The organism is Nocardiopsis baichengensis YIM 90130 (genome assembly GCF_000341205.1).
GTDB classification, from domain to species: domain Bacteria; phylum Actinomycetota; class Actinomycetes; order Streptosporangiales; family Streptosporangiaceae; genus Nocardiopsis_A; species Nocardiopsis_A halophila.
This window is the reverse complement of record NZ_ANAS01000025.1, coordinates 16,296-38,122: the sequence shown is the minus strand read 5'-3', so window position 1 is coordinate 38,122 and position 21,827 is coordinate 16,296. Positions and strand designations below refer to the sequence as shown.

The window sequence follows — 21,827 nt, the reverse complement described above, 5'->3', positions numbered from 1 at the left end:
GCGCGGCGACGGCTCCGCGGCAACGCGGACGTCCTCGGGCGCGCGGTTCCGGCCGGTGCCCGTCCCCATGAAGAAGGAAGGAAGAGGCCATGCCTGCGAACGACCTGCTGCGCGTCAGCTTCACCGATTCCGACTCCGGGCACCCGATCGGCCCGGTGGAGCTGGGGGACGAGGAGCTGACCGCCGCCCAAGGGGGCAGCCCCACCCTGGGACCGATCTGCACGGTGATCATGTCCGAGTTCTGCGGGATCACCAGCACCGGCCCGGCCACGGCCGACACCTGCCAGAACACCATCTGCAACTGCGCCTGAGCGCGGACGCGGAACCCCGGGCCGGGCGTGCCCCGGCCCGGGGCCCGGTCACCGCCGTCCGGCCCGGCCGCGTCGGCCGTCCTCGATCACCCCGGGAGGAAACGCCCATGCCCCGCGTGCGCGCGCTCATGCAGACGTCACCGCGCGACTGCGGCGCCGTCTGCCTGTCCATGGTGCTGCGGGCCCGCGGGATCCCCGCCTTCCCGTTCGCCGTCGCCGCCGTACTGCCCAGCCGCACCCGGGGAGCCAGCGCCTACGACCTCGTCCAGGCCGCCCGCCGGTCCGGTGCCGCCGCCCGCGGCTTCCGGGCCTCCGCGGCGCAGCTGGGCGCTCTGCCGCTTCCGCTGATCGCGCACTACGGCAGCGGACACTACGTCGTGGTCGAGTCGGTCTCTCCACGGCGCGGGCGCCTCACGGTGGTCGACCCCTCGTCGGGGCGCAGGAGGCTCTCCACCGCCGAGTTCGAGCGGGAGTTCAGCGGGGTGGTGATCGGTGTCGAGCCGCCGGGGGCGCCGCTGCCCCGACGCGCCGCCCTCCTGCGCGACCAGCACCGGCTCCTGTTCGACGCGGGGGACGGGACGGCCGGCCCCTGGCGCCGGCTTCTGCCGGTGCTGCTGCTCGCAGCCGCCGCCGTCTTCCTCCCGGCCGCGGCGACCCAGTACTTCTACCGCCGGCTGATGGCCGACGCCCCGATCGCCGACGGCGTCCTGGTCGCTGCGGGACTGCTCCTCGCGATCGGGCTGTTCGCGGCGTTCACGGTCGTCCGCGAGTCGGCCGCCAGGCGTGCGCAGGACCGGGCCCAGGCCGGGCGGATCGCCTACCTCTCCGGTCTGCTGCGCACTCTGGACCCCTTCTACCTGTCCCAGCGCTCACCGCACGAGGTGTCGCACGAACTCGTGGAGGGCCCCGCAGCGCACGAGGCCGCCACCACCGCCGCCCTGTCGGCGATCGGCTCCTTCATGACCGCGGGGCTGGGCCTCGGCTTCCTGCTCGCGTTCGAGCCCGCGTACTTCTCGGCCGCCGCGGTGATGTCCGTGCTCGCGTTCCTCTCGGCGGTAGGGGTGGGGCGGCGCCAGTCCGACGCCTCGCAGGGAGAGATGGAGGAGTTCCGGGCCTTCGGCGCGCAGACCGGTGTGGTGGTCGAGTCGCTGGAGGACCACCGGGGGATCGGGGCGGACGCCTGGCTCCTGGAGCGGTGGCGCTCCACCGGCACCGACTGGCTGGCCCGCGCCTCCCACCGCCGCCGGTTCACCGCCGCGGGGACCGCCGTGCAACGGGTGGCCACGCTCCTCGTCCCGTTGGTGATGCTGGCGCTGACGCACGACCGGATCACGTCCGGAGAGCTGTCGCTGCCGCTGGCCCTGGGCCTGAACATGGTCGCCATCGTCACGGTCGGGGCGTTCGTCCCGCTCGCCAACGACCTGCAGCGCTACACCGCGATGGCGCCGACCGCCGTGAAATGGGAAGCGGGCGCCCGGCTGCAGCCGCCGCCCTGGCGCCGCCACGGCGGCGCGACCAGGCAGACCTCCGACCACGCGGCCCGGGGAGCGGCCGTCGAGGCCCGGGGGCTGGCCTGCGCGCCGCCCGGTGCGGCGGGCCCCGTGGTCGGCCCCCTCGATCTGCGCGTCGAACCCGGCGAGCTGATCGCGGTCACCGGTCCGTCCGGGTGCGGCAAGACCACGCTGCTGCGCACCTTGGCGGGGCTGGTCCCGCCCGCCACCGGCTCGGTGGTCCACGGTTCCGTGCCAGAGGACGCGGACGCCACCGCATTCGTCTCCCAGGAGCCGGTCCTGCCGGGTGGGCCCCTGGGTGCGATGGTCGCCGCCGGCCTTCCGCTCGGCGACGGCGAGATCCGGGAGGCCTTCGCCGCCCTCGGCGCCGAGGACATCATCGACGGGCTGCCCGACGGCCTCGCGTCCGCCCTGTCCCCCCGCTGCCCCGAGCTCTCCGCCGGACAGAGGCGCAGGGTCGCGCTGGCGCGGGCGCTGCTGCGGCGGTCGGCCGTGCTTCTCCTGGACGAGCCCACGGCCGGGCTCGACCGGGATTCCGCCGCCGCCGTGGTGGACCGGCTGCGGTCGCACCCAGGGGCCGTCGTCGTCGCCACGCATGACGAACGCCTCGCGGAGGAGGCCGACCGGGTGGTCGACCTGAGCCGGGCCCCGCTCACCACCCGGTCGGCCTGACCGGCCGACCACGCCATCGAACTCGGAGGTCCGACCATGCCACCGCTTCGCCGTTCCGAAACGGACACGGCCCTGGAGGCCGCCGCGCCGGCACTCGCCACCCTCGCCCGGACCCCGGACGCCTTCGCCGCGCCCGAGCGGATCGCCGGGCTCTCCCTCGCCGACCTGACCTGGTTCGCCGACCGGATCGAGGCCGAGGAGTGGGCGGACGCGATCCTGAGCACGGCCCCGCCCGCGTCCGGACCGGCGGCCCCCGCACCCGCCGCCTCCCGCGTGCCCGCCGCGTCGGCGGCGGCCCCGGCGGAGCTCCCGCAGCTCACCGACGTCGCTCTCACTCCGGAGACCGCTCTGCTGCCGTGGTTCCTCACGCTGGCACTCGGAGACCGCCCGCTCGGCGACCTGGTGCCGGCGGGTGCACCGGAACACGAACCCCTGGCCGAGGCCACCCGGCTCTGCGCCGAGGCGACGTCGCGCGCCGTGGTGCTCCACGTGCACCTGCGGCTGCGCGAGGTGGAGGAGGCCCAGTGCCCCGCGCGGCAGGCGGAGATCCTCTCCGGACTGCGGACGCCCGAGGGCATCGCCGCCCTGCTCGCGGAGTACCCGCGCCTGGAGCCCTACTGCAGGACACTGGCGGCCGACTGGGCGGACGCCCGAGCGGAGCTGCTCGACCGGCTGGCCGCCGACCGCGGACTGCTGTCCGACACCTTCTCCCTGGCCCCGGACACCCGTGTGGCATCGCTGACCGGGGCGCTCGGCGACCGGCACGGCGGCGGCCGCACCACGCACCGGGTCGCGTTCGCCGACGGCACCGTCCTGATGTACAAGCCGCGCCCCGCCGGCATCGACCAGTGGTGGGCCGAGCTGTGCTCCCTGCTGGGAGAACACGGCGTCGCCGACATCCGCTGCGCCCTGACGCTGGACCGCGGCGAGTACGGGTGGCAGGAGTTCCTCGCCAACGACCAGGAGGCCGACCCGGTCCGCTACTACCGGAACCTGGGCGCCCTGGCCGCCGTGACGACGCTGATCTGCTCCATCGACCTGCACTACGAGAACATCGTGGCGGTCGGCGACCGGCCGGCCGTCATCGACTGCGAGACCCTGCTGACGGGCGCCCTGATGCCGCCGGCGACCGAGGGCGGACCGGAGGGCGGCCACCCTCCCGATGCGGCGGCCGTCCGCGACTCGGTCGCGAACCTGCTGATCCTGCCCGGTGTCGACCCGGGGGCGCGCGCCGTCGAGATCAGCGCCCTGACCGGTGGGATCGAGTCCGCGAGCATGCGCGCACGGCGGCTGGTGGACGACGGCAGGGGGCCACGCTACGAGATGCGCGACCTCGACCTGCCGGCGCACGGCGCCAACGCCCCGAAGGGGACCCGGGACCGGGGGGCGGTGCTGGCGTACGAGGACGACTTCACCGACGGGTACCGCACCGCCTACCGGGGCATGCTCACGCTCTGGCGCACCGGCCGCCTTTCCCACCTGCTCGAGCGCGCCGAGACGGTGACCCTGCGGTACGTCCCGCGCCCGACCCGCACCTACGGCGCCAAGCTGAGCGGAAGCACCCACCCCAACGTCCTGCGGGACCCGCTCGGGCCGGACGTCGTCCTCTCCAGCCTGTGGACGATGGCGAAGACCTACCCCGCCCTCGCCCGGCTGATGGCGCACGAACACGGCGACCTGCTGCGCGGAGACATCCCCTACTTCCAGCACACCGGGGGCGGCCGAGACGTGCGCGCCGCGAACGGGGCGGTGGTCGCCGACTACTTCGCGGACGACGCCGTCAGCCGGATCCGGCGCCGGATGGAGCGCGCCGGTGACGCGGACCTGGAGTTCCAGTGCACCGTCATCGGCCTCTCCTTCGCCTGCGACCGGGCGCGCGGCACCACCGCGAGCACGCCGGTCAACGGCTATGCCGCGCCCCCGTCCCGGGCGGACGAGCCCGCGGCCGCGGCGGCGGAGGGGCGCGAACCGGGGACGGCGACCCCCGCGGCCCCGCTGACATGGTCCGCGGCCGCGGAGCGGCGCCTGGCCCTGCGGCTCGCCGAGCACGTCCGCCGCGGCGTCCACGCCCGGGAGGGCGAGTTCATCACCTTCGGCGTCACGACACGCGACCCGCTGCGCTGGATCATGCACACGCAGGGACCGGCGCTGTACGACGGACTCTCCGGGATCGCCGTCGCCCTGGCCGAGCTCGGTGCCGCGTTCGACCTCCCGGAGCACCGTGCGTTCGCCGCGGAGGTCCACGCCTCGGCGGTGCGGCAGGTGCTGCGCTACGGGACGCCCTCGCACGGCGCGCACGGGGGCATCGCGGGCGTGCTGTGGGCGGGTGCGGTTCTGGCGGCGCGCCACGGGGCGGACTTCGGCGCCTCGTCCGCGCAGCGGCTGCTCGACCTGGTCGAGCGCGCCCAGGACGCGCCGATGGACGTGGTCGGCGGAGCCGCGGGCACGGTGCTGGCGGCGACCGGCGCGCTGGAGCTGGTGCCCGGAGCCCCCTGGGCGCCGCGCCTGCGGGCCGTCGCTGGCGCCGCGGTCGGCACCCTGAGGGCGCGGGCGCAGGAGACCGGAGGGGGAGTCCACTGGCCGATGGCCGATGGGGAGCCCTCCCTGCTCGGCTTCGCCCACGGTTCGGCCGGTGCGCTCTACGCCCTGGCGCGCGCCGGTGAGCACGGCCTGGCCGGCGCGCCGGGCGGGCCAGGAGGGGGCGGGGGCGGCGGCACCGACGCGGACCTCGCCGCGGCCACGTTCCGCTGGGACGACGCCCGCCGCCGCGGTGGCGTCTGGCCCGACCTGCGGGCCGAGGAGGACGAGGCCGCCGCAACGATGTCGGCCTGGTGCCACGGCGCCCCGGGCATCGCGCTCGCCCGCGCCGCGTGGCGGTCCGTGGACGGCGGCGCGGGCCTCGAAGCCGCGCTCGGCCTGATGGAACGGAGCGCGCCCGGCGCCTCGCTGAACCTCTGCCACGGCCTGCTGGGCAATGCACAGGTCGCCGAGCGCCTCCGGCGCCGGGGGGCGGCGTCCGACGGACAGGCACGCGAGGCACGCGACCGCGTGCACCGCCTGGTCAGTGGCCTTGGGGGCCCGGACGCACTCCTGCTCGGCCCGCGGCCGGAGTTCGAGACCGGCATGGCGCCTTCGGCCCCGCTGCCCGGTCTGATGACCGGTCTCGGGGGCTTCGCGCACTGGCTCGCCGCCGTGCGCGACCCCTCGGTTCCCGACGTGCTGACCCTGGAGGCCTGAACGGGGCCGGCCGACGCGCGCCGTCGGCCGACCCCTGTGAGCGGTCTCTGTGCGGTTCGGGCCCTGCGGAGTTCGGGCTCAGAGGGCCACCGAATAGGTGTCGAGGAGCGAATCGCCCCGTGAACTGCGTGCGATGTTCACGATGCGGCCCCGCTGGCGCCGCTCGATCAGCCCCGCCTTGACGAGTTGGGCGCAGTGGTAGGTGGCGGTCGCCGGGCTGCACATCAGAAGGCTCGCCACCTCATGCATCGGTAGTTCGCGGTCCAAACGGCGCAGCAACCGCGCCCGGACCGGCGTCAATAGGGCGTCGAGGGCGGCGGAGGCTCCGGAGGCTCCGCCGTCGCCGAGGGCACGGGGCAGGGGGTAGCCGAACCACAGCGTGTCGGGGGCGTCCAGGTTGCACACGGACGTGTGCGGGCTGCCGATCATCGGCGTCAGCACGACGCATCGGCCGGCGGCATCGAGCTCGACCGGCTCAGCGTCGGGAAAGACCAGGCAGGTGCCGCTCAGGTGCCCTCGCGGATGGGAGAGCGCGAGCGCGACGTCGGTGGCGCCGCGGGCCACCGCGGTACCGATGCGCTGGGCTTCCTGCTCACGCTGTGCGGCGCTGCGCCGCCACGCCCGCTCGAGGTGGCGGCCGATCTGGTCGAAGGCGGCCACCACCCCGTCGACCCACTCGCGGGGAGAGGCCCAGACCGGTTTCCAGTGAGCGGGCAGCCCCGTTTCGGCGAAGGTCCGTTCGAGGTCGGCGCGCACGTCGTCGCCGCTCAGCGAGCCGAGGCGGTCGAGCTCCTCGGCCAGGGTGGCGTCGCGGCCCGGGTCGCCGGGGCTGAGGCAGTCGGGGGAGAGGGAGTGCCCGGGGGCCACGATCGGCCATAGGGCGCGGTGCGCCTTGGCGGGCAGGCAGGCGGCCAGCTCGGCCGCGTAGCCGGAACCCCGTTGTGTCCGGGCCCTCGCGGCATCGCAGGCCAAAGCGAACGTGCCGGCGTAGTGGCTGAAGGTCACCCGGACGCGGATATCGGCGGCGGAACCGAAGTCGACACGGGTACGGCCGACCGGTGATGCCATGATGACGGCCTCCTGTGGCGCTCGGGCTCTGGCGACGGCGTGCGGCAGCGCTCCGGCGTCGGACGGGAGCAGGGCCGGCGCATGAGAACAGCGGGACCGCTGCGGCGAACCGTGTTCCGGGTGATCGGCTCCATGATCACGTTCTGAGGCTGCAATGGGGTTGTGACCTGGTTGGATCCCGTTCGTGAGACCGAGGGGGCAAAAGCCCCCGGCGCACTGCGGCGACGTCGCGGACGGCGCCGCGTTCCGCCCGGACCGGTTCACCACCGTCGCGAAGGGAGAGGACCTGTGGGCCAGTGGAACATCGACGTCTACGGCGTCTCTGCTGCCCTGACCAATTTCGGGGACAAGCTCGGTCTCGAGGGTGGTGGATTTTCATCGGACATCGACTCCACCGCCGCCTGCATCGAAACAGCTCTGAACAATGCCAAGAGCCCTCCGGCAGAGGCGGCGCTGGGGGCCTCCTCGACCACTTCACCGGCGAGGCCGACGCCATGTTCACCCGCAGGCTGCCCTGTCTCCTGGGCTCGAACAACGCCACCCTTTCCTACAGCCGGGGCCAGGAGGGGAGGGCGGCCGAATCCCAGAAGTAGGCAGGCAGCGGAGACAACCTTGGCCTGTGACCTGGCGCCCCTGGAAGGCTCCTGGTGAGTTTCGAACCCACCCAACTCCAGCTCGGCGTGGATCCGAACATGTTCACGCTGATCGGCCCAGACGCCATCCCCTACCGCCTCACCGACGTGGAGTCGCTCACCTCCGCGGTGGAGACACTGCGCAATGGCGGTGAGGATCTCCTCGACGGGGCTGAGGACCTGTGCTCGACCTGGCAGGGCTTGGAGGTCCAATACGAGGCTCCCTGAGAGCGGAACGCTCTTTTCCAATATGGACCCGGTCGCGACCCGGGGCCAGGACATCGAGAGCGATCTGTCCACTTCGGCCCCCTTCTTGCCCCGGTCGCCAGGCTTCGGGCCCGTTGGCTCCCCTTTTTCAGTGCCCGCATGTTGACCGGGTCTATCGCGCACCGCGACCGGTCCGGCTCGCCGTGCGAGCCGGACCCGTCCAGGATCAGGCGGTGCATCTTGGCCCATGCGCGTGCCCGGTTCCATTCGGTGAAGCGGCGGTGTTCGGTCGAACCTGAGGGGGCGAAGACCGGCGGGAGCCGGCCCCGAGTGCAACCCGTGGTCGCCTCGAAGACGATCGCGGTACCAGCCGCGCGGCCGCCGCCCTGAGGGCGGACGGGCGCCTCGGGCACCATCTGCTGGAGCAGCTCTCGCACTTCGTCCGGGACCAGGCGCGCGACGATCGAAACGCCGCCGGGCTACCGAGAAGCCAATGAATCGAGCTCTAACTCCGTACGCCGACACCAGGTCATAGGGGGAGTAATTCGCGACCTGGTCGACGCTGCGGAGCAAGTAGCGGTGTAGGGCGGGTGCCGGGCACGCAGGGCACACCGGATAGCGCCCCGCAGGCTGCATCATGTGGACAAGTGTCCCTCCCACTCCGATTAGCCATTCACAAAAGCGCAAGCTTTCAACTCGTTCACACATCTGGAGACGAGAATCCCTTTCTCCGGGCCGCACCGAGGGGTCCCATAGAAGAAGCGGCTGGTACGGGCCCGCCCCGTCTCGGCACATGTCTGGATAGCAGGAGAGAGGTGTGTGATGGCGGGATCGGCGCCGGTCGTGCAGTCACTGGAGCAAACGGGGCGCGGACTACTGGAGCAGGCCCAGGCCCGGGTGCGGCCCCGGCTGCGGCACCATGTCGAAGCGCGGCTGCTCCAGAACCGGCAGGAGGTCGGGTACCACTTGGGCTGGCTGGACGAGCAGGGCCGCCCCTCCGCAGCCGGGGCGGGGAAGGCCGTGCGCCCGGCGCTGTGCTTCGCTGCGGCCCAAGCCGTTGGCAGCACCGCCGAGGTGGCGGGCGCCGCCGCCGCGGCAGTGCAAATGGTGCACGATTTCTCCCTGGCGCATGACGACATCATCGACGGTGACCGAACGCGGCGTCACCGCCCGGCGGTGTGGGCCGCGTTCGGCACACCGGCCGGGGTGTTGGCCGGGGACGCGCTGCTGGGGCTGGCTTTCACCACCCTGGCCGACGCGGGCTACGACCCCGCGGCCCTGGCCCAGCTGGCGAAGACGGTGGTGGAGCTGATCGAAGGCGAGGCACAGGATGTGGCCTTCGAACGGCGCGAGACCGTGCAACCGGGTGAGTACACCGCGATGGCCACGTCCAAGACCGGGGCGCTGATGGAGTGTGCCTGCGCGCTGGGTGCACTGGCCGGCGGCGCCGATGACTCTCGCGCCCGGCTGTTGGGAGCCTTCGGCCGGCATCTGGGGGTGGCCTTCCAGATCACCGATGACCTGCTCGGTATCTACGGCCGGGAAGAGGTGACCGGTAAGCCCGTGGGCAGCGACATCGCTACCCGCAAGAAGACGCTGCCCGTCCTCGCCGCCCTCGCCTCCGCAACACCGGCAGGCCGGGAACTGGCCGCCCTCTACTCCTGGACGGGCGGGTTGACGCCGACCGAAGTAGAGCGTGCGGCGGAGCTGGTTGCGCAGGCCGGCGGGGCGCATGCGGCCCGCCGGGCAGTGGAGGAGGAGCTGGAGTTGGCGCACGCCGCCCTGGCCGAAGCCGCCCCCAGCCCGGTCGGGCACCGCGAACTGCTCGCGCTGGCCCACCTGCTCACCCACCGCGAGCACTGATCAAGGAGCTGACGATGTCTCCCGCACACATACGGCGAGCCCCGTCCCCACGCGGGCCCCAGCAAGAGCACGACGCTACGGGCGCAGAAGGAGCCGTCCGCTCCCGCCGGGTGCTGCTGGCCTCCCCGCGCTCCTTCTGCGCCGGAGTGGAGCGGGCGATCGAGGTGGTCGAGCGGCTGTTGGCGCAGCGTGGCAGCCCGGTCTACGTACGCAAGCAGATCGTCCACAACGCCCATGTCGTGCGAGGGCTGGAACAGCGCGGGGCCGTCTTCGTCAACGAGCTGGACCAGGTTCCGGAGGGGAGTCTGGTGGTCTTCTCCGCGCACGGTGTCTCTCCCGCCGTGCGCAGAGAAGCCGCCGAGCGCGGCCTTGAGGTGGTGGATGCGACCTGTCCGCTGGTGACCAAGGTGCATTCCGAGGCGCGGCGGTTCGCCGCCCGTGGGGAGACGGTGGTGCTGATCGGCCACGTTGGGCACGAGGAGGTCGAGGGCACCTTCGGCGAGGCACCTGAGTCCACGGTCGTCGTCGAGACGGCCATGGATGTGGCCGAGCTGGAGGTGGCGGACCCCGCACGGGTGTCGTACCTGACCCAGACCACGCTGGCAGTGCAGGAGACCCGTGACGTCATCGAGGCGCTGCGCGCACGGTTTCCAGCGCTGAAGGACCCGCCGTCGGAGGACATCTGTTACGCGACCACCAACCGGCAGCTGTCGCTGGAAGCCGTCGCCGGGCAAGCCGACTTCGTACTCGTCGTCGGCTCGGACAACTCCTCCAATTCGGTGCGGTTGGTGGAGGTCTGCCGCCGTCTGGGCACCCCGGCGCACCTGATCGAGGACGCCGGCGCCATCCGCCCCGAGTGGCTGCGCGAGGCGGAGACGATCGGACTGACCGCCGGAGCCTCCGCCCCCGAAGGACTGGTCGAGGAAGTCGTCGAGCATCTTCGCACCTTCGGTCCGCTTGCCGTCACCGAGCACGCCACCACCGTCGAGGACGTCTACTTCGCCCCGCCCGCCGCTGTGAGGAACCGACGATGACCACGACCACCGACGCCCGCCGACTTTTGGACGAGGCCGCTGATCCCAAGGCACTGCGGGAGCTGTCCGGTGAGGAGCTGGACGCGTTGGCGCAACAGATCAGGGGGTTCCTGATCGAGAAGGTGTCCGCCGTGGGCGGCCACCTGGGCCCCAACCTGGGGGTGGTGGAGCTGACACTGGCGCTGCACCGGATCTTCGACTCCCCGCACGACACGCTGCTCTTCGACATCGGCCACCAGGCGTACGTGCACAAGCTGCTCACCGGCCGCGTCGAAGATTTCGGCACCCTGCGCCAGAAGGACGGCCTGTCGGGCTACCCCTCGCGAGCCGAGTCCGAACACGACGTGATCGAGAATTCGCACGCCTCGACCGCCTTGGCCTATGCGGACGGCCTGGCCAAAGCCCGACAGCTGAGCGGCGAGCACGACCGCGCGGTGGTGGCGGTGATCGGGGACGGCGCCATGAGCGGCGGCATGGCCTGGGAGGCCCTCAACAACCTCGGCGGCGCTCCGGAACGGCCCGTGATCGTGGTCCTCAACGACAACGAGCGCTCCTACGCACCCACCATCGGCGGCCTCGCCGACCACCTGCAACAGCTGCGCGGGCAGAGCGACGACCACATCGACTGGCTGGTGAAGACCGGTCCCCGCGCCGGCGCCGACGAGGGAACCGGCGGACCGCTGCCGGTCGCTCAGAACCTCTTCGAACTGCTCGGCTTCGCCTACTTCGGTCCCGTCGACGGCCACCACCGCCCCTCGCTGGAGGAAGCGTTCCGCTTGGCGCGAGAACTGGAGCGGCCGGTGGTGGTACACGCGGTCACCGCCAAAGGCAGGGGATACGAGCCGGCAGAGAGTGAGCCGGATGACCGGATGCACACCTGCGGCGTCCTCGACCCGGCCACCGGAGCGCCCGCCAAGAAGGCCTCCGCGCCCAGTTGGACCAGTGTCTTCGCCGACGAAATGTGTGCGTTGGGGGACGAGCACAAGGAACTGGTCGCGCTCACGGCCGCCATGCCGGGCCCCACGGGACTGGCGAAATTCGGTGAGCGCTTCCCCGATCGGTTCTTCGATGTCGGCATCGCCGAACAGCACGCCGTCACCAGCGCAGCCGGCCTGGCGACCGGAGGGCTGCATCCGGTGGTGGGCGTATACGCCACCTTCCTGGGCCGCGCCTTCGACCAGGTCCTGATGGACGCGGCCCTCCACCGGCTGCCGGTGACCTTCGTCTTGGACCGGGCGGGCATCACCGGCCCCGACGGCCCCTCCCACCACGGTATGTGGGACCTGACACTGCTGGGGGCCGTCCCCGGCATGCACGTATCGGCCCCACGTGACGCCGCGCAGCTGCGCGAGCTGCTGGCCGAAGCCGTCGCCTACGACGGCGGTCCCACCGCTCTGCGCTTTCCCAAAGCGAGTGCCGGGGAGGACATTCCGGCTCTGGAACGTATCGGCCCGGTCGATGTCCTGCACCGTTCCGGTATCGCCGACGTCCTCATCGTCGCCGCCGGGCCGCTGGCCGCCCCCGCCATCGAGGCCGCCGAAGCCCTCCAGGCGCAAGGCATCGGGGTCACCGTCGCCGACCCGCGCTGGGCACTTCCCATCTCGCCTGAGCTGACCCGACTCGCCGCACGCCACCAACTGGTGGTCACCGTCGAGGACAACACCCGCCACGGAGGCCTCGGCGCCGCCCTGACCCGCGCCCTCGCCGATACCGGCAACGCCACGCCTCTGCGGGCCCTGGGCCTGCCCGGACGCTTCATCTCCCACGGCAATCGCAACGACCTGCTCTCCCAAGCCGGTCTCGACGCCGAAGGCATCACCCAGGCCATCCTGCGTGCCCGTGCCCAAGAGCCCTTCCAGCCCGCCAAGGAGCGCTGAGAGATGACCACCACAGACCTCGGCATGCCCTCTCCCGGCGCCCCGGGCACGGCCCGGGCCCCGCAACTTCCGGTGCGCCGCCGCACACGAAAGCTGATGGTCGGCGATGTCCCCGTGGGCGGCGACGCGCCGGTCTCCGTACAGACGATGACCACCACCAGGACCGCCGACGTGGACGCCACGCTGCAGCAGATCGCCGAAGTCACCGCTGCGGGCTGCGACATCATCCGTGTCGCCGTGCCCACCAACGACGATGCGGCGGCCATGCCCGCCATCGCCGCCAAGTCGCCGGTCCCGGTCATCGCGGACATCCACTTCCAGCCCCGCTACGTCTTCGCCGCCCTGGAGGCCGGGTGCGCCGCCGTGCGCGTCAACCCCGGCAACATCAAGCAGTTCGACGACCGTGTCGGTGACATCGCCTCCGCCGCCTCGGCTGTCGGTGTGCCGATCCGGATCGGCGTGAACGCCGGTTCCCTCGACAAGCGGCTGCTGGCCAAACACGGCGGCCCCACCCCCGAAGCCCTCGCCGAGTCCGCCCTGTGGGAAGCCTCCCTGTTCGAAGAACACGGCTTCCGGGACCTGAAGATCGCGGTCAAACACCACGACCCGCTCACCGTGGTCGCCGCCAACCGCCTCCTTGCCGAACGCTGCGATTACCCTCTCCACCTGGGAGTGACCGAGGCCGGCCCCGCCTTCCAGGGCTCCATCAAATCCGCCACCGCCTTCAGCATCCTTCTGGGCGAGGGCATCGGCGACACCATCCGCGTCTCCCTCTCCGCCCCGCCCGTCGAGCAGATCAAGGCCGGCTGCCACATCCTCTCCTCACTGAATCTGCGCCCCCGCAAGCTGGAGATCGTCTCCTGCCCCGGCTGCGGCCGCCTCCAGGTCGACATCCACAAACTCGCCGGCCAGGTCGAGGCCGCCTTCGACGGCTTCCCCCACCCCCTGCGCATCGCGGTAATGGGCTGCGTCGTCAACGGCCCAGGCGAAGCCAAAGAGGCCGACCTCGGCGTCTCCTGCGGCAACGGAAAAGGGCAGATATTCCACAAGGGCCACGTCATCAAGACCGTCCCCGAATCGAAAATCGTCGAAGCCCTCCTCGACGAGGCCCAGTCGCTGGTGGAAACGACCGACCCGACCGAGGAGACGCAGTCATGACGGGAGAAACGATGACCGCGACGGCCCTGCTCCACGCAGTCTCATTCCCTGCATTCAGCAATCCGCATACTCCCGTGCTCTCCCTGCCCCAGGAGAGCTGGCTGCGCCGATGGGTTCCCGGCCAATGTTGGGGCGGCGTCTCAACTCTCCGTCCGCCGCACCGTGCTGCCCCTCGTGGCGCCCAGCCGCACCATGCTGAGGGAGACCATGCACCCCTCATGACTATCGTCCTTTCTGCATTGCAGTCCGAACAGCGCCTGCAACCACCGAAATTCGACAGCGATGAAGGATCAATCAGTGCGTACAGGTAGGAAAAGCAGTCCGACCAGTACGCGCCTCCCCGAGGGAAGCGCCCGGATATTCGGATAGGAGTCCATCGATGTTCGTGAACAATACCTCCCCCGACCTCCGGGGCGTCCCGAATACCGACTACCGGTCCATGGTCGGAGATGTCATCCGCTCCGGCCTCTTCGGTGAGGCCGCTGAAATGGGTCGGCAGTATACACCTCAGGTGAACAGTGTGCAGATCGCCCGGGAGGTAGAAGTCCTCAGTGCCGAGTTCCGGGCGTACGAAATCAATGTACCCATGGCGCTGATCAAGGACCTCGTCCTCATGCGCGGTATACAGCTTCCCGCCTCTGATGATGAGCTGGCACTGGCACTGAGCCGGGCCTACGTATTTGGAACGTACGCTGACGACATCTGCTGCCGGAGTCGGAACGACTCTTTCGCTCTTCTTTGGGGAAGCGGCGCCAGGGATCCGGGCGAGACATCGAAGCTCGGCGCTTACGCGGATATGATGCTGAATGAGCTGGGGGAATTCGGTGACAATGAATTCATGGGCGCCTTCGGGGTATTCTTTCGCATGGGAGTGCTCGGATGTGTTGTTGAGAACGAGTTCGCCGAGGATGCGACCGACGACATCGACACCCAGTACGTCCGCAGCCTCACAGGGTTCTGTGAGATGTGGTTCACCTCGCTCCAGTTCCTGGATCCATGCCTTTCCTTCACCGGTAACATGGGGTTCTGGGCTCCGGCGCTTTCATCCATGGTCAAGTTTCTGAATGACTTCAACGACCTTCTGTCGTTCTACAAAGAGGCAATCGACGAGCATGACTTCGCCGTAAGCCGGATCTACCGGAACGCCGTCCGCCACGGGGAACCGTATGTCGATTGTTACAGGAGTACGCTCGATTCCGGGATCGACGCCTACCGCCGCATCATGGATCTCGGCGACGAGAGGCAGCGGCCTTTCCTGGAGAATTACATGCGAGGATTCATCTACTGGCATCTCCATGTGAAGCGATACCGTTGGTGGGAAGTCTATCCAGATATTTACCCGGTTACAGACATAGTCGAGAAGGCTCTTCGGCAGTAGGTGGCACTGGCGCGGGTGGTCTCCGGTAACAGGGCGGCCATCCGGTATCGGAGCGAGCGGGTGAACGCGCCCGTGTGGCCCGGGCCTTGGGGCGCACGGTGTGGCTTTCCGCTGTCCACGACCACGCCTCACGTGGTGCTGGCATTGTTGATCGCTCGGGGGGCTGGCTCAACTTCTGTGATGCGCCCACTCTGAGCCCTTTCGATCGTGACCGGATCGGGGATGGGGCAGCCCGTGATGGACGGCATGCTCGTGCCGGCCTGGCCACGAAGGCCAGCCCGGCGCCGGTCTACAGCGGCAGGCACGATGACCACGGCGTGAACGTCCAGGGCCTGACCGCCGCCCGTGCCGACGGCATCGTCGATCCGTCACCTGTGCCGAGATGGAGACCAGCGCAGACTCCGGCTACCAGGGTGCCGACGGCACCGTGCGCCCCCGTCAAGCGCCCGGGGGGCGGACGCCGAGTGGGTGGCACTCCGCTGTCCGAGCCGTTTCCGTAAGGATGCCGTGCGGGAATCACAAGTGCACAACCGTTCAACGCGTTCACGCACCTCCCGTATCTGCGCTATTCCTTTTCTGGGCTTGGCGTGGTCGAGTGGGAGAGCGTTGACCGGGACGTCGGTCGACCCGGTGACGCTAGGGACGCCCGGCAGCGATTGCGGCGGGAGTCCGTCCGTGCGGCCCCTTCCGGGAGATCACCACCATGAGTGAACCGAAGACGCGGCAGCCCCCGTTCGTCCCTGATGCGCTTCCTGTTGTGGGCCACGCGGTACAGATCCTCCGGGACCCCCTGGGGTTTCTGGCCTCCCTCCCCGAACATGGCGACCTGGTTCGGATCAAGATCGGACGGCAGCAAGCATACGTCGTGTGCCATCCCGAGTTGGTGGAACAGGTCCTGCTCGATGACCGGAGCTTCGATAAAGGTGGGGCATTTATCGAGAAGGCCCGTGAATTCCTAGGAAACGGACTGGTCGCCTGCCCTCACCGAGAACACCGGCGGCAGCGGCGCCTCGTCCAGCCAGCTTTTCATCGTGGCCGCCTTCCCGCGTATGCAGCGGTGATGAGCGAGCATACCGATGCGATGACCTCCTCATGGCGCAACGGTCAGGAGATCTTTCCTGCCGAGGAAATGTACAGGGTGACTGTCAACGTCGCCGCTGCCACCTTGTTCGGTACCAGAATGACCGATGCGGAAGTAACCGAGATTCGCCGGTCCATCGGCGTACTCGTAACGAACGGGTTCCGGCAGATGCTCACTCCGGGTCCGCTTGCCAAACTCCCCACTCCGGCGAATCAGCGATACGTGCACGCGAAGAGGACTCTGTCCGCCGCGGTTCGCCGCATCATCGAAAGGCAGCGGAATGCGAGGAACGACGGCAGTATTCTGGCCACGCTCCTTGCGACCCGAGACGAAGATGACGCTCTGCGTGAAACCGAAATATACGATCAGGTCCTCTCCCTGCTCGTGGCCGGCGTTGAGACCACGGCGTCTGCCCTTGCCTGGTCCTGCCTGCTGCTCGCGCACCATCCCCAATGCCAGGAGCGCCTGCACGTGGAGTCCCGCGCCGTCCTCGGCGGGAGGGCGGCTACGTGGGAAGACCTGCCCCGGCTGAAATCAGCGGACCGGGTTCTGACCGAGGCACTGCGCATACGCCCGCCGGGATGGCTGCTCACCCGAACGGTCACCAGAGACACGAGGCTTGCCGGACATCTCATCCCCTCCGGCTCCACCATCGTCTTCAGCCAGCAGATCATCCATCAACGGGCCGATCTGTTCGCCCATCCCGAGGACTTCGCCCCTGACCGGTGGCTGGACCCCTCTACGCCCCGCCGCCCTCGCGATGGATTCCTCCCGTTCAGCGGAGGCGCACGTCAATGTATTGGGAATGACTTCGCCTTCACCGAGGCCACGCTTGTACTGGCGACCATAGCCGATCGCTGGCATCTGCAGGACTGTGATCCGCAGAGCCCGGTCCGCCCTGTCGCCAGAATGGCTCTGGCTCCGTCCAAGCGGCCACTGCGCGTCCTTCGGCGCCCCGGTATCGGGGTTTCGGGGCGCCACAGCCCAGACGACTCCATAACATGACCGACACCTGGAGAGACGACACGAAACGCCCGAGCTCAGACTCTCATTCTCCTCATTGAGTCTGTTCCACCGTGATGCGCGGTTCTGTAGGGCCAGTACAGCCCGGGCGTCCTCTCGTTCCTATGGCGGCCTTCGCCAGTGACGCCGGGGCGGCCTGTGATCGTCGGCGTCTCTGAGCCCACGCTCGCCCTCCGCTCCGATGCCATGGAGCACGTTGCCACCAGCCGCACTCGCGCTGTGATCCCGGTTCACCCGCACGGCCACACGGCGCACATGCCCGGCATCAACCGGATCGCCCGTCGGTACGTCCTCGCGGTCATCGAGGACTGCGCCCAGGCCCACCAGGCCGGCCTGAACGGCGAGGGTCGGCACACGCACCACATGCGAGGTCACCGTGCCCGTCTCGGTGAGGCCAACCGGTATCGTCACCACGCAATTCGCACTGCTGCCGACCCGGGCCGGGCGCCACGTCTCCGCCCAACCTGCGGGAGCCAGGCACCGGCTTGTGCCTTCAGGCCCATCCGCAGCTCACCGACACCGAGGTCGAGCAGGTCGTGCGGGTGGTGAAAGCGTGCTCTGCCGACAGGTAGGACGCCCCCACCCCTCAGGGCCGGGCCTCGGGCGCAGGCCTTGAGGAGGCAGGACCGCTGCTGATGGTGAACGAGCATGACCGGCTTCAGCCCGCTCTTTCTCCCAGGACCGCGAGGCCGGTAGGGCCGCTTGTTCCAGGGCCCCGGCGTGGGGATCCCTGCATGCGGAACGTCGCTTATTCACAGAGGGCGCGACACGCCGATGCTCCGAACATTTCCGCAGGGGAGCGGCACGTTAAACTCGTGGCATGGACGATCCCTTTGCGTTTGAAAAGCTTCTTCCGCTTTCCGAACTGCCCGAACTTCCTTTGGGCAGTCATGCAGAGGCGCAGCCCTCTGATGGCGAGGCCGAGACGCGAGTGCGGAACGAAGCGGCTCCCCCTGCTGACGCTCGACAATCTCGTTCCTGACAGCTCGAATGGCTGGCGCCACCGCCACCAGAGGCTCCCGGTGTGCAAAACTGTGCACACCTGTCCGTGTACAGGATCACGCTGGCACGTCATATTCTCTTGTGGCTGATTTGCCTGCTTCCAGGACAGCGGCGGCCTGTGGGTGGGAGGCGAAGGGAAAGAGGGAGTTGTGGAGACGAGCCAATGAGTGGTCCACAACTCCGGAAAGTAAATGTGGATAATGGCTGAGGAAGGCGGTCCAGTGTCGGCAGGAGTCTTCTAACAAACCGTCCCGCAGGAAGCTTTCGGCGAGGCGGCTGTGAGTGAGGGCGTTCGGCCTGTGGTGGTGGTCAGGGCGACCGGACAGCGAGATGGTCAGCGCCCGCCGCGCATCCGCTCGTCGCCCGAGCGCCAGCAGGGCCTCTCCGCGCAGATAGTCCAGGCCGGCACGAGGGTAGATGCCGAACGGGTCGTGTCCTGTACGGTCAAGAGGCAGGCGCTCCTCGGCATCCTTCAACGCGGCAAGGGCCCCGTCTTCGTCGTTGCTCCGCGCCTGTATCAGGGCGTACTGCGCGAACAGGTAGGCGAGTTGCACCGGGGCGGCGTTCGAGGGAGCGGTTTCGAGAGCGGTGGCGGCCAGTCGTTGGGCGAGTCGGAAGTGCTCCAGCCCCAGAGCCTGACTGCTCATTGCTCGCAGGGTGACCGCATACTGGCCTTGGTCGCCGCTTCGCCGGGACATGCCCAGAGCCGTATGGAAATAGCGCTCGGCCAACCCCGCGTAGCCTGCATCCGCGCTCATGGTGGCGAGAACGTGGACCAGGCGCGCCGCTTCGGCGAGGACGGTGCGCCGCACGGTGGAGGAGAGTGGCATGGCGAGCAGTCGCCCGACATCGTCGGCGATGAAGCCGGCCAGCGCAGAACGGGCATATTTGCCGCCTCGGCATCGGAAGAGCGAGGCGTAGAGCCGTGTCATCTCGCGCACCATCGCGGGCTCGGGTGCCGTTGAGGGAGCGCTGTCCACGGGCGGTGCGGTGTCGGCCTGCCATGCCGACAGCTCCAGGGCTGCGGCGCTATAGACGAGGCCGGTGAGCGAGGGTCGGGTGGATCTGTCTAGGTCCTGGCGGCACAGGGCGATCAAGGACTCTTCGGTCCCTGCCTCCCCGGCTGCCACCGTGTGGGGGAACTGTGCGGCGGGCGTCGAGGGCACGAGCCCCGTTTCCGAGGGAGGGACCAGCCGCTGCAGCCGTCGGCTCAGTGCGGCGGCGGCGAGGGACGGCAACGGGTGCCGCGGGCGAGAGCCGGACAGCCAGTGGGCGACCGAGGTGCGGTCGCACCGCACGGCCCTTCCCTGGCCCCTGACCTGTGAGTTCACGGCTCGTGCCAGCTCACTGCGACTCCAATCCGCCTCCTCGAGCAGTGCGGCCAGCCGGTGGTTCGGTTCCCGGCCCACTATGCCTCCTCCGGTACATCGCGAGCGCACGACCTGTCCGGGCGTGCACGCCTCCGGCGCACCCAGGGTTTCTCATTCTCGGTGAAATGAGCATTGGTGGATATATCCCCTCTCGTGGGCGAGGCCAATACCAGAAACTGGATCCGTGTTCTGCTTGAGGCGTTGACGAACATGCATGCCGCACTTTTCGGATGTGTTCGCGCACGTCGCGCGACCGGTGCCTCTTTGGGGAAATCCGAATGCCCTGGATTGGTCGTGTCCTGAATCGTTTGATCGCGAGTGAAGCCCATCTCGACAAGCCCGGGGTAGGTGATGATAAGCAACATACCAAGACATTGTGGATCTTCAACGTATTTCAGATGGTGTATTGCCGTCCCCGCTGTCCGAGGACATGCGTTCAGGGTCATACAGTGCTGTGCACGGGTGTACTCGGGCCGCGGAGGTGAGATTCGGGATGCGGCTCGGTGGGTGGGCCACCACTTGGTGGAACGGGGTCTGTGGATCGGCTGGATACCCGGCCTGGTCGGCGAGGCGTTGCTAGGCAGCGCCAAGAGCGCTGCGGAGTTCGGCCCAGGGGCAGCTTGGAAAGTCCCCCTCCGGACTCTGTATGGTGGCGCCCCATGCCCCATATGGCCTGATCAGCGCGCCTTCGGTGTGCCCTGGTTCCGTCGCGGCGCCGCCGGTGAAATGCCTTTGGTGGCGGGGCCCTGCTCGGCCGCTCCTCGCGACCCTCCCCCGGACAGTCCCAGACGGCGGAGTTCACACCCGCAGGTATGGTGACGTTTTGGTTGCTTTTGTCTACGAACAGTGACCTGCCTCGGGGTGCGTCCCTGGGGCCCCTCCCATCGTCCCTACCTCCATGAGGAGAGCCGTTGAGCTACGACGTGGTGGCCTTGGTCGCTGGGATGCCCGACGAGCGGTCGATCGCCGAAGCCCTCGACGGTGTGGATCCCGACCTGTGGCTGTACCGGCACGGCGACACCGACGTCCTGCAGATCCGCGACGGCGATGGTCGTCTGCTGGCCACGCTCGAACCCGGGCAGCGGGTAGAGCACGCGGACGCCGTCACCGGCCTGCTCGGCGAGGAGGTCGTGGCCGGTCTGCCGGACTGCTTCTGGTGGGTGGAGTCACGCGCCCGTCCCGATGCGCTGGGCCGCAAGGTCGCGCACCGGTTCGCGGACGGGCTCGCACTGCGGCTCGGGGGAGCGGTGTGGACATCGGGGCAGGCGGACTTCGGGCTGTGGAAGGAGCCAGAGCACCCGGCGGTGGAGCTCACCGCGGATAGGGCGCTCCTGGTCGCCCAGGACCGGGACGTGGTCCCCTTTTCGTCCTGGTTCAGTGACGCGGTCGCCACCCATGGGAGCGAGAGGATGCTCCAACTGCTCACCCCGCCTGGCGCGCGGTTGACCTACGCGATGCGCACCTTCGCGGCCGGCTCGCTGGGGCGCTGGGTCGTGCAGGGGTTCGACGGCGGCTACTTCGATGGCATCACCGGCCTGCCCGTGTACTGGGACGACGAGTACGGGTTCCGCGCCGAGGACGAACCTGTCGGGCAGGCCTGGGCGGAGGGCAAGCCGAACGCCGAGCCGGTCCCGGGCTTCCTCGCGGACTTCGCCGAGGAGAGCGGGACGCAGTTGGTGGTGGAAGCCTCTGTGCTCCACTCCGACCCGTTCGTTGTGGAGCCGGGACGCGCAGCGGAGATCGTCGCCGAGCACCTGGCGGGGACAACGCTCTCCTCGTGGGGGCCGCACGAACCCGCGCTCAGGCCCTGGGACCGCGACCGGATGGGCAGATTCGTCCGCGAGCGCGCGCCCAAGCCCTCGATCCTGTACCTGTCCGGCCCCTTGGGGAAGGGAAGTGGGTTCTCCGGGCAGATCCATATGGCCCGACGCGGCCCCCGGTTCCTGGAGCGGGTGTCGATGGCGATCGGGTACGCGGGCGAGGACGCAGCGCCCTTCAGTGCGCTGCCCGACCTGGTGAAGGCGCTGGCAGCGGAAGGCGGGCTGGAAGCGCTGCGGGTGCGCCGCATCCCGGGCCGCAGGGACGTGACCTACATGCCCGTGTGGGCGGGGCCGGCGGTCCCCGTCGGGCTGGCGATCGGGCCGGAGCGCCTGCGGCGGATCGGGGCCGACCGAGCCCAAGCGGGACCGATCGCCGGCACGCTCCTCGGCCATGGCGGCGACCAGGCCGTCTGGTACCCGGTGATGGGGGAGGCCGATGCTCCCCTGCGGGCACTGGAGCTCCTGCATCGGCACATCGAATATCTGGCCGCGGCGTCCGCGAGGTGAAATGGCCGGTTCCGGTCCGCCGGGGCCGGGCCTTCCTCGTACCGAAAAGTGGCACACGCCACCGCTGTAGCTCTGG

15 protein-coding genes are annotated in these 21,827 nt (G+C 69.7%); 13 read left to right on the top strand and 2 right to left on the bottom strand.

The annotated features are described in order from the left end of the window. Positions 1-89 precede the first annotated feature (89 nt). The 3 genes from C892_RS0120090 to C892_RS0120080 all read left to right on the top strand — a co-directional run bounded on the left by C892_RS0120090 (position 90) and on the right by C892_RS0120080 (position 5,731). The gene (locus C892_RS0120090) at positions 90-311 is read left to right on the top strand and encodes a hypothetical protein (RefSeq protein WP_017539033.1); all 222 of its coding nucleotides are present in this window, start codon (positions 90-92) and stop codon (positions 309-311) included. Between the two features lie 107 nt (positions 312-418). After that, positions 419-2,494 carry a cysteine peptidase family C39 domain-containing protein gene (locus tag C892_RS0120085; protein WP_017558637.1) on the top strand — a complete coding sequence of 692 codons (2,076 nt, stop codon included), beginning with the start codon at positions 419-421 and terminating at the stop codon, positions 2,492-2,494. Between the two features lie 36 nt (positions 2,495-2,530). Beyond that, complete coding sequence (locus C892_RS0120080) at positions 2,531-5,731, top strand: type 2 lanthipeptide synthetase LanM family protein (protein WP_017558636.1); 3,201 nt, start codon at positions 2,531-2,533, stop codon at positions 5,729-5,731. Positions 5,732-5,809: 78 nt separating this feature from the next. On the opposite strand, the gene C892_RS0120075 is transcribed toward C892_RS0120080, so the two are convergent. Continuing rightward, positions 5,810-6,799, bottom strand: coding sequence for a winged helix-turn-helix domain-containing protein (locus C892_RS0120075; protein ID WP_017558635.1), 990 nt, complete (start codon positions 6,797-6,799; stop codon positions 5,810-5,812). Positions 6,800-7,446: 647 nt separating this feature from the next. Here C892_RS0120075 and C892_RS31635 point away from each other — a divergent pair. The 9 genes from C892_RS31635 to C892_RS31630 all read left to right on the top strand — a co-directional run bounded on the left by C892_RS31635 (position 7,447) and on the right by C892_RS31630 (position 18,034). Then, the gene (locus C892_RS31635) at positions 7,447-7,659 is read left to right on the top strand and encodes a hypothetical protein (protein ID WP_017558634.1); all 213 of its coding nucleotides are present in this window, start codon (positions 7,447-7,449) and stop codon (positions 7,657-7,659) included. Between the two features lie 801 nt (positions 7,660-8,460). Continuing rightward, a complete protein-coding gene (locus C892_RS0120065) occupies positions 8,461-9,501 on the top strand; it encodes a polyprenyl synthetase family protein (RefSeq protein ID WP_040685529.1) in 1,041 nt (346 codons plus the stop codon). Between the two features lie 110 nt (positions 9,502-9,611). Next, positions 9,612-10,535, top strand: coding sequence for a 4-hydroxy-3-methylbut-2-enyl diphosphate reductase (gene ispH / locus C892_RS0120060; RefSeq protein ID WP_017558632.1), 924 nt, complete (start codon positions 9,612-9,614; stop codon positions 10,533-10,535). Then, a complete protein-coding gene (gene dxs, locus C892_RS0120055) occupies positions 10,532-12,412 on the top strand; it encodes a 1-deoxy-D-xylulose-5-phosphate synthase (protein WP_017558631.1) in 1,881 nt (626 codons plus the stop codon). The genes ispH and dxs overlap by 4 nt, the downstream gene beginning before the upstream one ends. Before the next feature lie 3 nt (positions 12,413-12,415). After that, on the top strand, positions 12,416-13,570 hold the full coding sequence (gene ispG, locus C892_RS0120050; RefSeq protein ID WP_017558630.1) for a flavodoxin-dependent (E)-4-hydroxy-3-methylbut-2-enyl-diphosphate synthase: 1,155 nt from the start codon (positions 12,416-12,418) through the stop codon (positions 13,568-13,570). 379 nt (positions 13,571-13,949) lie between these two features. After that, positions 13,950-14,948, top strand: coding sequence for an isoprenoid biosynthesis enzyme family protein (locus C892_RS29300; RefSeq protein WP_017558629.1), 999 nt, complete (start codon positions 13,950-13,952; stop codon positions 14,946-14,948). Positions 14,949-15,651: 703 nt separating this feature from the next. Further along, entirely contained in the window at positions 15,652-17,034 is a 1,383-nt protein-coding gene (locus C892_RS0120040) for a cytochrome P450 (protein ID WP_017558628.1), read from the top strand. 138 nt (positions 17,035-17,172) lie between these two features. Beyond that, positions 17,173-17,601, top strand: a complete 429-nt coding sequence (locus C892_RS32755; RefSeq protein ID WP_083934433.1) for a DegT/DnrJ/EryC1/StrS family aminotransferase — start codon at positions 17,173-17,175, stop codon at positions 17,599-17,601. A gap of 271 nt (positions 17,602-17,872) precedes the next feature. Further along, complete coding sequence (locus C892_RS31630) at positions 17,873-18,034, top strand: hypothetical protein (RefSeq protein ID WP_161631995.1); 162 nt, start codon at positions 17,873-17,875, stop codon at positions 18,032-18,034. Between the two features lie 76 nt (positions 18,035-18,110). Here the strand turns inward: C892_RS31630 and C892_RS29295 are convergent, their stop codons facing one another. Continuing rightward, positions 18,111-19,151, bottom strand: coding sequence for a tetratricopeptide repeat protein (locus C892_RS29295; protein WP_152513440.1), 1,041 nt, complete (start codon positions 19,149-19,151; stop codon positions 18,111-18,113). Positions 19,152-20,335: 1,184 nt separating this feature from the next. Here C892_RS29295 and C892_RS0120030 point away from each other — a divergent pair. Then, positions 20,336-21,751 carry a DUF6177 family protein gene (locus tag C892_RS0120030; RefSeq protein WP_017558626.1) on the top strand — a complete coding sequence of 472 codons (1,416 nt, stop codon included), beginning with the start codon at positions 20,336-20,338 and terminating at the stop codon, positions 21,749-21,751. Positions 21,752-21,827 lie beyond the last annotated feature (76 nt).

Excerpts from the sequence above, each read along its gene's own strand:
- C892_RS0120080 (WP_017558636.1), top strand. The coding sequence starts at position 2,531 with ATGCCACCGCTTCGCCGTTCCGAAACGGACACGGCCCTGGAGGCCGCC.
- C892_RS0120085 (WP_017558637.1), top strand. The coding sequence starts at position 419 with ATGCCCCGCGTGCGCGCGCTCATGCAGACGTCACCGCGCGACTGCGGC.
- C892_RS0120090 (WP_017539033.1), top strand. The coding sequence starts at position 90 with ATGCCTGCGAACGACCTGCTGCGCGTCAGCTTCACCGATTCCGACTCC.
- C892_RS31630 (WP_161631995.1), top strand. The coding sequence starts at position 17,873 with ATGGACGATCCCTTTGCGTTTGAAAAGCTTCTTCCGCTTTCCGAACTG.
- ispG (WP_017558630.1), top strand. The coding sequence starts at position 12,416 with ATGACCACCACAGACCTCGGCATGCCCTCTCCCGGCGCCCCGGGCACG.
- dxs (WP_017558631.1), top strand. The coding sequence starts at position 10,532 with ATGACCACGACCACCGACGCCCGCCGACTTTTGGACGAGGCCGCTGAT.
- C892_RS0120040 (WP_017558628.1), top strand. The coding sequence starts at position 15,652 with ATGAGTGAACCGAAGACGCGGCAGCCCCCGTTCGTCCCTGATGCGCTT.
- C892_RS29300 (WP_017558629.1), top strand. The coding sequence starts at position 13,950 with ATGTTCGTGAACAATACCTCCCCCGACCTCCGGGGCGTCCCGAATACC.
- C892_RS0120065 (WP_040685529.1), top strand. The coding sequence starts at position 8,461 with ATGGCGGGATCGGCGCCGGTCGTGCAGTCACTGGAGCAAACGGGGCGC.
- C892_RS0120075 (WP_017558635.1), bottom strand. The coding sequence starts at position 6,799 with ATGGCATCACCGGTCGGCCGTACCCGTGTCGACTTCGGTTCCGCCGCC.